The sequence below is a fragment of the Nocardioides cavernae genome, from assembly GCF_013410035.1.
GTDB lineage: Bacteria > Actinomycetota > Actinomycetes > Propionibacteriales > Nocardioidaceae > Nocardioides > Nocardioides cavernae_A.
The window spans coordinates 744,279-756,173 of sequence record NZ_JACCBW010000002.1; the positions used below are offsets into that span (position 1 = coordinate 744,279).

At 73.2% G+C, this 11,895-nt stretch carries 11 protein-coding genes; 5 read left to right on the forward strand and 6 right to left on the reverse strand.

The features are described 5' to 3' along the window. Positions 1-13 precede the first annotated feature (13 nt). Genes F4692_RS11080 through F4692_RS11095 form a run of 4 tightly spaced genes read left to right on the forward strand, consistent with a single transcriptional unit; the run spans position 14 to position 4,503 of the window. Entirely contained in the window at positions 14-496 is a 483-nt protein-coding gene (locus F4692_RS11080; protein ID WP_179619701.1) for a (2Fe-2S)-binding protein, read from the forward strand. Continuing rightward, positions 493-2,955 (forward strand): xanthine dehydrogenase family protein molybdopterin-binding subunit, encoded by a 2,463-nt coding sequence (locus F4692_RS11085; RefSeq protein ID WP_179619702.1) that lies wholly within the window; start codon positions 493-495, stop codon positions 2,953-2,955. Before F4692_RS11080 ends, F4692_RS11085 begins: the two co-directional genes overlap by 4 nt. Further along, complete coding sequence (locus F4692_RS11090; RefSeq protein WP_179619703.1) at positions 2,952-3,797, forward strand: FAD binding domain-containing protein; 846 nt, start codon at positions 2,952-2,954, stop codon at positions 3,795-3,797. The genes F4692_RS11085 and F4692_RS11090 overlap by 4 nt, the downstream gene beginning before the upstream one ends. Before the next feature lie 4 nt (positions 3,798-3,801). Then, a complete protein-coding gene (locus F4692_RS11095; protein WP_179619704.1) occupies positions 3,802-4,503 on the forward strand; it encodes an SRPBCC family protein in 702 nt (233 codons plus the stop codon). Here the strand turns inward: F4692_RS11095 and F4692_RS11100 are convergent. Next, a complete protein-coding gene (locus tag F4692_RS11100; RefSeq protein ID WP_179619705.1) occupies positions 4,490-5,101 on the reverse strand; it encodes an alpha-ketoglutarate-dependent dioxygenase AlkB in 612 nt (203 codons plus the stop codon). The two genes, F4692_RS11095 and F4692_RS11100, sit on opposite strands and share 14 nt — an antisense overlap. A gap of 118 nt (positions 5,102-5,219) precedes the next feature. On the opposite strand from F4692_RS11100, the gene F4692_RS11105 reads away from it, so the two are divergent. Continuing rightward, complete coding sequence (locus tag F4692_RS11105; protein ID WP_179619706.1) at positions 5,220-5,942, forward strand: GntR family transcriptional regulator; 723 nt, start codon at positions 5,220-5,222, stop codon at positions 5,940-5,942. Here the strand turns inward: F4692_RS11105 and F4692_RS11110 are convergent. The 5 genes from F4692_RS11110 to F4692_RS11130 are packed head-to-tail and all read right to left on the reverse strand — an operon-like array spanning position 5,929 to position 11,895. Then, entirely contained in the window at positions 5,929-6,513 is a 585-nt protein-coding gene (locus F4692_RS11110) for an HD domain-containing protein (RefSeq protein WP_308645263.1), read from the reverse strand. The genes F4692_RS11105 and F4692_RS11110 overlap by 14 nt on opposite strands. Next, positions 6,510-7,373, reverse strand: coding sequence for an oxygenase MpaB family protein (locus tag F4692_RS11115; RefSeq protein WP_179619708.1), 864 nt, complete (start codon positions 7,371-7,373; stop codon positions 6,510-6,512). The genes F4692_RS11110 and F4692_RS11115 overlap by 4 nt, the downstream gene beginning before the upstream one ends. A 9-nt stretch (positions 7,374-7,382) precedes the next feature. Next, positions 7,383-9,029: a DNA repair helicase XPB gene (locus F4692_RS11120; protein WP_179619709.1), complete on the reverse strand. Its 1,647-nt coding sequence runs from the start codon at positions 9,027-9,029 to the stop codon at positions 7,383-7,385. Next, positions 9,026-9,592 carry a CGNR zinc finger domain-containing protein gene (locus F4692_RS11125; protein WP_179619710.1) on the reverse strand — a complete coding sequence of 189 codons (567 nt, stop codon included), beginning with the start codon at positions 9,590-9,592 and terminating at the stop codon, positions 9,026-9,028. The genes F4692_RS11120 and F4692_RS11125 overlap by 4 nt, the downstream gene beginning before the upstream one ends. Before the next feature lie 35 nt (positions 9,593-9,627). Further along, a complete protein-coding gene (locus F4692_RS11130) occupies positions 9,628-11,895 on the reverse strand; it encodes a helicase C-terminal domain-containing protein (RefSeq protein ID WP_179619711.1) in 2,268 nt (755 codons plus the stop codon).

The following is an 11,895-nucleotide window of genomic DNA, read 5'->3' on the forward strand; positions in this document are numbered from 1 at the left end:
CTGGAGCGGCCAGATGACGAAGATCGAACTCACCGTCGACGGAGCTGCGGTCTCCGACGACGTCGAGCCCCGGATGCTGCTGGTGCAGTACCTCCGCGAGAAGCTCGGCAAGACCGGGACCGTGATCGGGTGCGACACCTCCAACTGCGGGGCGTGCACCGTGCACCTCGACGGCACGAGCGTGAAGTCGTGCAACGTCCTCGCCGTGCAGGCCAACGGCCGCACCGTCACCACGATCGAGGGTCTCGCCGACACCGCCGAGGGCGACCTGCACCCCGTCCAGGAGGCGTTCCGGGAGTGCCACGGCCTCCAGTGCGGCTTCTGCACGCCGGGGATGATCATGCAGGCCGTCGACCTGCTCGCCGAGAACCCGACGCCCACCGAGGAGGAGGTGCGGCTCGGCATGGAGGGCAACCTCTGCCGCTGCACCGGCTACCACAACATCGTCAAGAGCGTCCTCCAGGCGTCCGGGCAGACCGAGGGGGCACAGGCATGACCGCCACCCAGGACCGCCCGGCCGCCGAGATCGGCAAGGACCGCCGCCGCAAGGAGGACCAGCGGCTGATCACGGGCCGCACCCGCTGGACCGACAACATGACCCTGCCGGGCATGCTGCACCTGGCGATGGTGCGCAGCCCGTTCGCCCACGCCTCGATCACCTCGATCGACGTCGACGCCGCCAAGGCGTCCGCCAACGTCGTCGCCGTCCTCACGGGCAAGGACTTCGGCGACGAGCTCGGCGTCTGCATCAACGCCTGGCCCATCACGCCCGACCAGAAGACGCCCGCCCACTCGCCGATGCCTGCCGACCGGGTCGCGTTCGCGGGCGAGGTCGTCGCCGTCGTGGTCGCCCGCAGCGCAGCGGCGGCCCGGGACGCAGCCGAGCTCGTCGACGTGGAGTACGACGAGCTGCCTGCCGTCGTCGGCATCAAGAAGGCCCTCGAGGACTCGGTGCTCGCGCACCCCGACCTCGGCACCAACAAGTCCGCGCTCTGGATCTTCGACTCGAGCGAGGCCGGCACCGGAGGTGACGTGGAGGGCGCGATCGAGGAGGCGCGCGCCAACGGCATCGTCATCGAGCGCGAGTACCGCCAGCAGCGCCTCATCCCCGCGTTCATGGAGCCGCGCAGCGTCGTGGTCGACCCGACCGGCGAGCAGATCACCATGTGGTCCGCCACCCAGATCCCGCACATCCTCCGCTTCGCCCTGGCCGCCACCACCGGCGTACCCGAGAGCAAGATCCGGGTCATCGCCCCTGACGTCGGTGGTGGCTTCGGCGGCAAGCTGCAGACCACGCCCGAGGAGTGGATCGCCTGGGCCGTCGCCCGACGTCTCTCCAAGCCGGTGAAGTACACCGAGACCCGCAGCGAGAGCCTGATGGCGGCCCACCACGGCCGCGACCAGGTGCAGACCCTGACCCTGGCCGCGGACAAGGACGGCAAGGTCACCGGCTTCAAGGTGCACCTCGACGCCGACCTCGGCGCCTACATCGCGATCGTCGGCGGCGGCGTGCCCGTCCTCGGCGCCTTCATGTTCAACGCCATCTACAAGTTCCCGTCCTATCGCTTCGAGTGCCAGACCGTCCTCACCAACACGACCTTCACCGACGCCTACCGCGGCGCCGGCCGGCCCGAGGCGACCTACGCCATCGAGCGGATGATGGACGAGCTGGCCGCCGAGGTCGGGGTCGACCCGCTGGAGATCCGCGAGCGCAACTGGATCACCCACGAGGAGTTCCCCTTCACGACCGTGGCCGGGCTGGAGTACGACACCGGCAACTACGAGGCGGCGACGGCGAAGGCCAAGGAGTCGTTCGGCTACGACGAGCTCCGGCGCGAGCAGGCCGAGCGCCGTCAGCGCGGCGACCGCGTCCAGCTCGGCATCGGGGTCTCCACCTTCACCGAGATGTGCGGCCTCGCACCGAGCCGGGTGCTCGGCAGCCTCGACTACGGTGCCGGCGGCTGGGAGCACGCCAGCGTGCGGATGACGCCGCTCGGCAAGGTGGAGGTCGTCACCGGTGCCAGCGCGCACGGCCAGGGCCACGAGACGGCCTTCAGCCAGATCGTCGCGGACCGGCTCGGGGTCCCGTTCGAGGACGTCGAGGTCCTCCACGGTGACACCCAGGTCGCGCCGAAGGGGCTCGACACCTACGGGTCACGCTCGCTCGTCGTGGGCGGCGAGGCACTCGTACGGGCCGTGGACAAGGTCATCGACAAGGCCAAGGTGCTGGCCGCGCACCTGCTGGAGGCCAGCGAGGACGACCTGGAGTACACCGCCGGTCGCTTCAGCGTCCGGGGCACCGACCAGGGCACGACGATCCAGGAGCTGGCCACGGCGACCTTCGCGGGGCACGACTACCCCGAGGGCATGGAGCTCAACCTCGACGCCGACGCGACCTACGACCCGGTGAACTTCAACTACCCCCACGGCACGCACCTGTGCGCGATGGAGGTCGACACCGAGACCGGCGCGGTGAAGATGCGCAAGTACACCTGCTGCGACGACATCGGCACGATCATCAACCCGCTGATCGTCGCCGGGCAGGTGCACGGCGGCCTCGTGCAGGGCATCGCACAGGCGCTGTGGGAGGAGGCGGTCTACGACGAGTCCGGCACGCTGGTGAGCGGGTCGTTCGTCGACTACCTGCTGCCGACGTCGGCCGACACCATCTCCTTCGACGTGGTGCACACCGACGACCCCAGCATCTGCACGACCAACACGCTCGGCACCAAGGGCGTCGGCGAGGCGGGCACCATCGCCTCCACCCCGGCCGTGGTCAACGCCGTGGTCGACGCCGTGCGCCACCTCGGCGTCAGCGACATCCAGATGCCGTGCACCCCCGAGCGGGTCTGGCGCGCCATCCACGCGGGCGACGGCGACGCACCGACACCCGGGGCGGCGATGCCGCACTTCCAGGAGGACTCCCTCAACCAGGACGAAGGAGCAGGCCAGTGATCCCCGCACACTTCGACTACCTCGCGCCGACCTCGGTCGAGGAGGCCCTGGCCGCGCTCGGCGAGCACGGCGACGACGCCAAGATCATCGCCGGCGGCCAGAGCCTGCTGCCGGTGCTGCGGATGCGGCTCAACGCGCCCGAGGTCGTCATCGACCTCGGCGGCATCTCCTCGCTGCGCGGCATCCGTGACGACGGCGACGCGATCGTCATCGGCGCCATGACCACGCACCACGCCGTCCGCGACCACGACCTGGTCACGGAGCACGCGCTGCTGCTGTCCAAGGCCGCCGCCGAGGTGGCGGACGCCCAGATCAGGCACCGCGGCACGTTCGGCGGCGCGCTCGCGCACGCCGACCCCGCCGGCGACCTCGGTGCGCCCGCACTCGCCCTCGACGCGCAGTTCGTGATCGCCGGGCCGGGCGGGACGCGTACGGTCGAGGCGGCGGACTTCTTCGTCGACCTCTTCGAGACCGCGATCGGTGACGACGAGATCCTCACCGAGGTCCGCGTCCCCAAGCACACCGGCTGGGGGGCGCACTACGAGAAGTTCGTCCGCGTGGCCCACCAGTGGCCGATCGTCGCCGTCGCGGCGACGGTCCGGGGCTCGATCGACGAGGCCAAGGTCGGGCTCACCAACATGGGCTCGACACCGCTGCGGGCGAGCGCCACCGAGCAGGCGCTCGCGGGCGCCAGCGCCACGGAGGAGGGCGTACGCGCGGCGGCGGACCTCGCGGCCGAGGGCACCAACCCGCCGTCGGACCTCAACGGAGCCTCCGACTACCGCCAGCACCTGGCGCGGGTGCTCACCGGGCGGGCCGTGCTGAAGGCAGCGGGGTCCTGACGGCATGGAGCTGAGCCACCAGTTCACCGTCCCGATCGGCGTCGAGGAGACCTGGGCGCACTTCAACGACATCGCGTCGGTGGCCGAGTGCTTCCCCGGCGCCGTGGTGACCGAGGCCGACGAGCAGTCCTTCGCGGGGTCGGTCAAGGTCAAGCTCGGGCCGATCGCCCTGCAGTACAACGGCAGCGGCACCTTCGTCGAGAAGGACGCGGACGCCCACCGGTTCGTCGTCGACGCCAAGGGCAAGGACAAGCGCGGCAACGGTACGGCGGGGGCGAAGGTCACGGTGACGATGACCGATGCCGGGGGTGCGACGGACGTGTCCGTCGAGACCGACCTCGCCATCACCGGCAAGCCCGCCCAGTTCGGTCGCGGCGTCATGCAGGACGTCTCGGACAAGCTGCTGGGCCAGTTCGTCAGCTGCCTGGAGCAGCGGCTCGCGGGTCCCTCCCCTGGGACGGGCGGTGAGCCGGCAGCCGAACCACCCCTGGAGACGGTTGCCGGCCCGCCGCCCACGACCGGCACCGACGCACCGGCTCCGCCGCCCCCGCCTCCGCCGCCTCCGCGGACCCCGCCGCCGCGGGAGCCGGAGGCGCTCGACCTCGGCAGCGCCGTGCTGCCCGTGCTGCTCCGGTCCTACTGGAAGCAGGCGGTCGCGGCGCTCGCGGGCATCGTCGTGGTGCGGAGGCTGCTCAGAAGACGTTGAGCGGGCGGAACTGCACCGAGATGCGCGGCCCGGAGTGGGCCACCTTCGGCACGGCGTGCTCCCACGTGCGCTGGCACGACCCGCCCATCACGACGAGGTCGCCGTGGCCCATGGTCACGGCGATCGAGGCCCCGCCGCCGCGCGGGCGCAGCAGCAGGCGCCGTGGGTCGCCCACGCTCACGATGGCCACCATCGTGTCGGTGGTGCGGCCCCGGCCGATCGTGTCGCCGTGCCACGCCACGGAGTCGTGGCCGTCGCGGTAGTAGCAGCACCCCGCGGTCACGAACGGCTCGCCCAGCTCGGGCAGGTAGTGGGCGCTGAGGGCCTCGCGGGCGCCCGCGAGCGCCGGGTGGGGGAGCGGGTCCGCGGCGAGGTAGGTGTGGACCAGCCGCGGCACGTCGACGACCGCGTCGTACATCTCCCGGCGCTCGGCGCGCCAGGGCACGTCCGCGACGAGTGCGGAAAACACGGCGTCGGGGTCGGTGAGCCAGTCGCGCTGGACGTCGAGCCACGCTCCGTGGGACAGCTGTCGACGCTCGGGCGACAGCGCCACGGAATCCGTGGTCGACTCGGCGAACAAGGACGACTGGTAGTCCACGGGGCCAGCGTACCGCACGAGTCGAACAGGCGTTCGAACTTCTCGGATCGTCGGAAGGTTCCTCGAAGGAACCGTCAATATGCAGACACCCGTCCAGACCAGTTCTACTCTCACCCCTATGGATCAGGTGGACCTCGTCGTACCGCGTCAGCGAGCGCTGAAGCATGTCCAGGTCCGTGAGCACGTCCGCAGCCTCATCGAGGCGCAGCCCCCCGGGTCCGCAGCACCTTCCGAGCGCGAGCTGGTCGCTCGCTTCGGGGTCGCGCGGATGACCGTACGACAGGCGCTCGACGCGCTCGTCGCCGAGGGCCTGCTGGAGCGCATCCCCGGACGTGGCACGTTCGTCGCGCAGCCGCCCAAGACCGCCGGCCGTCTGAGCTCCTTCACCGAGGAGATCCGTCGCCGGGGCATGCTGCCGGAGTCCCAGACCCTCCTCGCGCGCGTCGAGCAGGCCGGGCCCGGCGTGGCCCGCGCGCTCGACATCTCGCCGGGCGACCCGGTCCTGCACTGGCGTCGGCTGCGGCGCGCGGACCAGGCGATCGTCTGCGTGGAGGACGCCTACCTCAACGAGGTCCTGCTGCCGGGCTTCCTGCAGCACGGCACGCCGACGAGCCTCTACGAGGCGCTCGGCGCCCGCGGCCTGCGCCCGACCGAGGTCGAGGACTCCATCAGCGCCGACCGCGCCAGCGCGGACGAGGCGGCGATGCTCGACATCACCGAGGGTGACCCGGTGCTGCGCCACGCGCGTCGCGCCGTGTCCGACGGGCGCATCGTCGAGGTGTCGCGCACCTGCTACCGGCACGACCGCTTCACGGTCTACCTGCAGCTCAACGACCGCTGAGCCCGGCGAGCTCACGCTCGAGGTTCGCGCGCGCCGCGCTCTCCCACAGCGCGCGCGCCTGCGTGGTGTGGAAGAGATGTGGCTTGGCGGCGAGGTCCGTCAGGACGGCCGCCCGGCCGGCGCGGAAGTCCGCGTCGCCCACCTCGGCGAAGTCGGCGCGCACGCCGGCGACGTAGGCGTCGTAGCGCCGGCGGGGTGCGGCCAGGATGGCGAGGTCGGCGTCGCTGAGGGCGGCGCCCGCCTCGTCGGAGTCGTCGGGCCGGTGGTGCTGGGTCATGCGCACGAGCCGCGCCACCTCGGTGGCGTACGCCGGCGGCAGCGCACGCTCTGCCCACCGCGCCGACTGCTCCTCGTCGTCGGCCGCGCCCGCGTAGACGGCGTCGTGGAACCATGCGGCCAGCGCGACCGTGGTCCGGTCGAAGCCGACACCGGCCCCGGCGAGCAGGTCGAGCCGGTCGAGCACCTCGGTGAGGTGGAGGAGGTCGTGGTAGCCCGCCCGGTCCCAGGCGCCGAGCAGCTCGTCGCGCAGGTCCAGGTGGTCCTCGAGCGGCCAGCGGTCGGCCAGCGTCACGCGTGTGCCTGCTGCATCTCGCGTGCCTCGGCGTGGCCGGACGCCATCGCCCACCGGATGGTGCGGGTGGCCGCGGCGCCGAGGACCCGGTTGGTGACCGGGGGGACGGGCGGCAGCCGCAGCTCGCGCCGCGCGTCGGACGGCAGCAGGCCGATCGCCGCCGTCGCCAGCGAGAGGTAGCCGGGTCGTGCGGCCAGCGGGAGGTCGGGGTGCAGCAGCAGGAAGCGGATGGCCTCGACGGCCTCGGTGGTGGCCCGCAGCTCGGGGCCGTACGCCGTGAGCACCGCGCGCAGCTCCTCCACCGTCTCCGGGGGGTCGAGCACGCCGAGGTGGCGCGCAGGCACGGCGGCCTGCGCGAGGTACTCGTCGCGCTCGGGGCCGACGAGCGGACGGTGGCCGTAGCGGTCGTGCGCGGCGAGGAAGCTGTCGACCTCGGCGGCGTGGACCCAGCCGAGCAGGTGCGGATCGGAGGCGGCGTACGGGCCGCCGTCGGGCATCGTCCCGGTCACGGACTCGTGGGCGCGCTGCACGGCCCGGATGACCGTCAGCGCGTCCTGCTCGGCGCCGAAGGTGGTCATCGCGATGTAGGTCGACACCTGGGCGAGCCGGCCCCACATGTCACCGCGGTAGCCGGAGTGGTCGGCGACCCCCTGCATCGCCGCCGGGTGGAGCGACTGCAGCATGATCGCGCGGATGCCACCGACGAACATCGACGCGTCGCCGTGCACCCGGGCGATGGGGGAGTCGGTGGAGAACCAGCGCGGGCCGGGGGTTCCGTGGACGCGCTGGCGCTGCCGGGGCCCGTCGGGTCCGGCGACCTTGCGGAACAGCTCGGCGCCCAGGCGCTCGCGGAGGGTCACGCTCCGAGGCTAGCCAAGGCCGGCAACGTCGCCGGCGTCGATGATGCGGTAGGCGTAGCCCTGCTCGGCCAGGAAGCGCTGCCGGTTCTGCGCGAAGTCGGCGTCGACCGTGTCGCGCGAGACCACCGTGTAGAAGTGCGCGGTACGCCCCTCGGTCTTGGGCCGCAGCAGCCGGCCGAGACGCTGGGCCTCCTCCTGGCGCGAGCCGAACGACCCGCTCACCTGGATCGCGACCTCCGCCGACGGCAGGTCGATGGAGAAGTTGGCGACCTTGCTGACCACGAGGAGCCCGATCTCGCCGGACCGGAACGCGTTGAACAGCCGCTGCCGCTCCTTCACCGTGGTCTCGCCCTTGATCACCGGCGCGTCCAGCATCGCGCCGATCTCGTCGAGCTGGTCGATGTACTGGCCGATGACGAGCGTGGGCTGGCCGGCGTGCTGGCGGACCAGGTCCTGCACGACATCGATCTTGGCGTGCGTGCACGACGCGAGGCGGTAGCGCGTGTCGGGGTCGCTGGTGGCGTACGCCAGTCGCTCGCCGTCCGGCAGGGTGACCCGCACCTCGACGCAGTCGGCCGGCGCGATCCAGCCCTGCGCCTCGATGTCCTTCCACGGCGCGTCGTAGCGCTTCGGCCCGATCAGCGAGAACACCTCGCCCTCACGGCCGTCCTCGCGGACCAGCGTCGCGGTGAGGCCGAGCCGGCGACGGGCCTGCAGGTCGGCGGTCATCCGGAAGATCGGGGCCGGGAGCAGGTGCACCTCGTCGTAGACGATGAGGCCCCAGTCGCGGGCGTCGAGGAGCTCGAGGTGCGGGTAGACGCCCTTCCGCTTGGTCGTCAGCACCTGGTAGGTCGCGATGGTGACCGGGCGGATCTCCTTGACGGCGCCGGAGTACTCCCCGATCTCGTCGGGGGTCAGCGACGTGCGCGCGACCAGCTCGTCCTTCCACTGCCGGGCGCTGACGGTGTTGGTCACCAGGATCAGCGTGGTGGCGCGGGCGTGCGCCATCGAGGCCGCGCCGACGATCGTCTTGCCGGCGCCGCACGGCAGCACCACGACGCCGGAGCCGCCGTCCCAGAACGACTCGGCGGCCTCGCGCTGGTAGGGGCGCAGCGTCCAGCCGTCCTCGGCGAGGTCGATCGCGTGGGCCTCGCCGTCGACATAGCCGGCGAAGTCCTCGGCCGGCCAGCCGAGCTTGAGCAGCGCCTGCTTGAGGTTGCCGCGCTCGCTGGGGTGCACCGCGACGGTGTCCGCGTCGAGCCGCTCGCCGATCATCCCGGCGACCTTCTTGGCGCGCAGCACCTCCTCGAGCACGGGGCGGTCGGTCGAGGACAGCACCAGGCCGTGCACCGGGTGCTTCTCCAGCCGCAGCCGGCCGTAGCGGCCCATGGTCTCGGCGACGTCGACCAGCAGCGCGTGCGGGACGGCGTACCGGCTCCAGGTCAGCAGGGCGTCCACGACCTGCTCGGCGTCGTGACCGGCGGCGCGGGCGTTCCAGAGGCCGAGCGGCGTGAGGCGGTAGGTGTGGATGTGCTCGGGGGAGCGTTCGAGCTCGGCGAACGGCGCGATCGCCTTGCGCGCCTCCGCGGCCGAGGGGTGGTCGACCTCGAGCAGCAGCGTCTTGTCGGACTGGACGATGAGGGGGCCGTCGTTCACCGCGCCGCCGCCTCGGCCTCGGCGCCCGGCTCGTTGCGCGCCTGCTCGGCCCGGCGCTGGCGGGCCCGGAAGGCGGCGACGTTGGCCCGCGAGGAGCACCGGTCGGAGCAGTAGCGCCGCGACTGGTTGGGCGAGGTGTCCACGAAGACGTGGTCGCAGCGGGGCTCCCGGCAGATGCCGAGGCGGGTCGCCCCGAGGTCGCACACGAGGGTGGCCAGGCCCATCAACGCCTCGGCGACGAGGAGCTCGGCCACCGAGGACGCGCGGTTGGTGACGTGCATGTGGAGGTTGTCCGGGTCGTGGTCGGAGATCATCGGCGTCACCGGGTGGCGGGCGAGCAGGTCGTTGAGCGAGCTCACGACGAGCCCCACGTCGTCGACGTCGGACGCCTCGAACACCGGGCGCAGCTCGGCCTGGAACGCGCGCAGCGACGCCAGGTCGCCCTCGGCGACCGAGCGGTGCAGCCAGGTGCGGTCGGCGAGGTGCTCGTGGAGCGCGTCCTCGTCGGTCAGCTCGGCGTTGACGAGCGCCGCCGAGCGCTCGGCGTACCGGATGAAGTCCATCCGAGCATCCTACGGAGGTGCCCCTTACAGCCCCGCTACGCGCGACGTACGCCCGTGATGCGGTGGACGGCGAAGTCGCGGACGTCGTCGGCGCGGTGGTCGTAGGCCGACAGCCGCCCGCCGTCGAGACGTCGCGGCTCGACCACTCGCTCGCCCGTCGCCCCGTGGTTGTCGACGTAGCCGATGACGACGGTGCTGCCGGCCTCGATCGCCTCCCGCAGCGCGGCGAGCGCGGCGGACGGGTTGGTCGCCTCGGCCGTCGGGGGCCGCGACGACTCGGCCCGGTCACCGGCCCGGATCGCGGTGGCTACGGCCTGCACCTGGGCGGCCTGCCGGGCCTCGACGGCGCCGGCCGGCCGACGGCCGCGACGGCTGCGGGCGCGGTGCAGGTCGGGGCGGGTGACCCGCACCGTGCCGTCGGCGGCCTCCACGACGGGCGCCGCGCCGAGCTCGCGGAGCCGGGGGAGGAGGACGTCGAGGGGTGAGGTGGCGATCGCCACCGTGGGGGCGAGCAGCCGCAGGCCGAGGGTCCGGGCGCGCGGGTCGTGGACGAGCGAGGCCAGGGCCGCCTCGTCGTCGGCCCGGAGGAAGGCCTCGGCGTGCCCGACCCGGACGCTGCCGAAGGTCCGGGCGACGTCGTCGACGAGGTACTCCAGCGGCTGCGGGACGGGCGTCTGCGACACCGACGTCAGGAAGTCGCGCACCTCGACCGCCGACCAGCCCGCGTCGAAGCCGCGGCGCAGCGACCCGGGGGTGAAGCGGTAGACGGTCGCGCCGCCCCGCGACTCGACGTCGGCGAGGAGGTGCAGGCGGCGGGCCACCTCCGTCTCGAGCGGGCCGGGGGCGACGGCGGTGAGGTCGGCCTGCAGCAGCACGCGGTCGACGGGCGTGGGGAGGAGGGGCGCGATCGCAGCGGCGGCGCCGGCGAGGTCGCCGTCGGCCACCAGCCGCCCGCTCGGCGGCAACCCGCCGGCGCCGCTGACACCCAGCGCGGCCGCCTCGTCGAGCGAGGCGGCGACGAGGTCGGCGAACACGGTGGGGCGCCGCGGCCTCAGCCACCCGACGCGCTGGACGACCGACGCGACCCCGGTGCCGGCTGCGAGGACGTCACCGTCGGGCATCCCGGAGAGCACCTGCAGCGCGAGCCGTCGCGCCTCCCCGGCCAGGCCGCTGGAGAGCTCGGGGGACAGGGCGTTCCACGCCTTCCCTGCGGCGTCGCGCGAGCCGACGAGCGACGGCATCCGGCTGCTCGCCAGCCACCCGCCGACCAGCCGCGCCCACCGCTCGGCGATCGGGAGGGCGGACCAGACGTCGAACTCGTCGGTCGGGAGCCAGGACGGCGTCCCGTCCGCGACCGCGGCCTCGGCGACCAGGCCGGCGGAGAGGGCGACCTCGACGACCAGCGCGGCGCCCGGCTCGTCGAGGTGCAGCTCGAGCGCCACGGCCTTGAGGTCGCGCACCCCCAGCCCGCCGCTGCGCAGCACGCCCGGCGGCCGTACGCCCCAGTGGTCCAGCAGCAGCTCCACCCGGCGTACGACGTCGAACGCGGCACCGGCGGCGCTGCGGGCGACCAGGGCGGGGTCGCGCGGGGAGGTCGCGAGGTCCGGCACGTCGTCGACCGGCTCGGTCGTCGTCCGTCCTCCCCGCAGCGCGAGCCCGACCTCTCCGGGCAGGACCACGGCGTCGCCCTCGCGGGGCACCAGGAGGCGACGGCTGATGAGCTCCTCCGCCGGGCTCCGGGCGTCGGCGGGTGACACCGTCCGGCGGGCGGACCCGGTCGTGCCCTCGCCGCCGTGCTCGTCGACGTGGCGCAGCAGGGCGGCCGCCGCGGGCGACAGCTCGGCGATCCGACCGGCCACCTCGGCGGGCGCCGGCGGCTCGGGGCTCGAGGGCCGCAGCCCGCTGGTGAGACCGGGCATCCCGCGCATCGCGTCGGCGACGCCGGTCAGCGCGCGGACCCCTCCCGGGGCCTCCCAGGCGAGGGCGAGGTCGAGCAGCCGCCGCAGCGCGGCGGCCACCCGCTCCTTGTCCGCGTGGACGATCGAGATCAACCCGTCCGAGGTGGTTTGACCTGCAACCAGGAGGGCATCAAGGACGGAAAGCTCCAGGCGGTCGAGGCCGTCGAGGGCGCGGTGGATCGACGAACGCGTGGCTGCCCGGGAGGCCAGCTGCGACGAATCTTGAGGGGCGGGTGTGGCGAGGTCTGGACGAGCCCGGAGGAGCGCCACGAGCCGCTCGTCGGGCCAGCTCCGCAGCTGGTCGGCGAGGGTGCGTGCGGGTGTCGCCCGCCCAGGACTGGACAT

What these genes read in the sequence shown, in the direction of transcription:
- F4692_RS11080 (WP_179619701.1), top strand. Translation starts at nt 14, where the DNA reads ATGACGAAGATCGAACTCACCGTCGACGGAGCTGCGGTCTCCGACGAC.
- F4692_RS11085 (WP_179619702.1), top strand. Translation starts at nt 493, where the DNA reads ATGACCGCCACCCAGGACCGCCCGGCCGCCGAGATCGGCAAGGACCGC.
- F4692_RS11095 (WP_179619704.1), top strand. Translation starts at nt 3,802, where the DNA reads ATGGAGCTGAGCCACCAGTTCACCGTCCCGATCGGCGTCGAGGAGACC.
- F4692_RS11105 (WP_179619706.1), top strand. Translation starts at nt 5,220, where the DNA reads ATGGATCAGGTGGACCTCGTCGTACCGCGTCAGCGAGCGCTGAAGCAT.
- F4692_RS11125 (WP_179619710.1), bottom strand. Translation starts at nt 9,592, where the DNA reads ATGGACTTCATCCGGTACGCCGAGCGCTCGGCGGCGCTCGTCAACGCC.
- F4692_RS11130 (WP_179619711.1), bottom strand. Translation starts at nt 11,895, where the DNA reads ATGTCCAGTCCTGGGCGGGCGACACCCGCACGCACCCTCGCCGACCAG.